Origin of the sequence: Streptomyces africanus (genome assembly GCF_002150735.1) — a bacterium.
Lineage (GTDB): Bacteria > Actinomycetota > Actinomycetes > Streptomycetales > Streptomycetaceae > Streptomyces > Streptomyces africanus.
In genome coordinates this window covers 1-965 of the sequence record NZ_MUKA01000449.1, presented here as the reverse complement: position 1 = coordinate 965, position 965 = coordinate 1, and the positions used below count along the sequence as shown (strand labels likewise).

Sequence of the window (965 nt, the reverse complement as noted above, 5' to 3'; positions counted from 1 at the left end):
ACCGCCTTGGTCCTGGCCGCCTTGGTCCTGACCGCCCTGGTTCTGGCCGTTGTCCTGACCCTGGTCCTGGCCCTGGTCCTGACCACCGTCGTTCTGGTCGCCGGCCTGGCCGTTGCCGTCGTTGGTCTCCGGCTGTTCGGCGGCCATGCCCTTGCACTCGGCCATCTGGGCGAGGTTGTCGGGGGCCTGTCCGCCCACCCGCCGGATGTTGATGCCGATCCGGTCGATGACGGCGGTCCTCTTCGACTTCAGCGGGCCGAGGATCGCGTTGTTGACGAAGCCCGAGTCACCGGCCTGCGCCTGGCGCGTGGAGGCAAGGCGGGAGTAGGCCTCGGTGATCTGCTTGTCGAGGTTCGCCAGCTCCTTGTCCACCCCCTGGCGGGCGCCGTCCGGCACGTCGGTGAGCTGCTGTCCTACGTCCGGACACTGGATCGTGGCGACCTGTGCGCCCGCGGACTTCGTCTGGTTCGCCGAGTTCTCCTCATGCGCCGAGGCGTAGAAGTTTGCCCAGATCAGCCCGCCCCCACCGAGCGCTAGGGCCGCCGATGCGGCTATGGCCTTGGTGGCCATCGGCGTCCGGCGTTTTCTTGTGTTGCGTCCCATGGAACTCCTCTGACTTCCTTTTTCGGGGGCATCGAGGCGCCCGACAGGAGTGAAGCGGCTCCCATCCATACGGAGGCCGTCCCAGGGGTGTTCAGATGTCTCGGAAATTGATGCGAGATTCGTGAGGGAGCTGTGTTCTCAACGGCCCCTTGCGCACCGGGAGTTGTTGATCCCGGACCGTGGGTGAACAAGCCGGGCCGATATCACCGGCCGTGGTCGAGATACGCGAGAACGGCCAGCACGCGCCGGTTGTCGTCGTCCGAGACCTCCAGTCCCAGTTTGGCGAAGATGTTCGCGGTGTGCTTGGCGATCGCCCGTTCCGTCACGACCAGCCGGCCCGCGATCGCCGCGTTGGACCGGCC

The 965-nt window shown here is 66.6% G+C and carries 1 protein-coding gene and 1 pseudogene (1 of these 2 running past the window's edge); both read right to left on the bottom strand.

Features of this window, described 5'->3' with window-relative positions; genetic code table 11:
• Positions 1–603: pseudogene (locus tag CCL05_RS39445) on the bottom strand (DUF1996 domain-containing protein) (its annotated part extends 422 nt beyond the left edge of the window); the annotation flags it as partial.
• A 203-nt stretch (positions 604–806) separates the two neighbouring features.
• A partial coding sequence (locus CCL05_RS39440) for a LuxR C-terminal-related transcriptional regulator (protein ID WP_425275976.1) occupies positions 807–965 on the bottom strand: 159 nt, incomplete at its 5' end.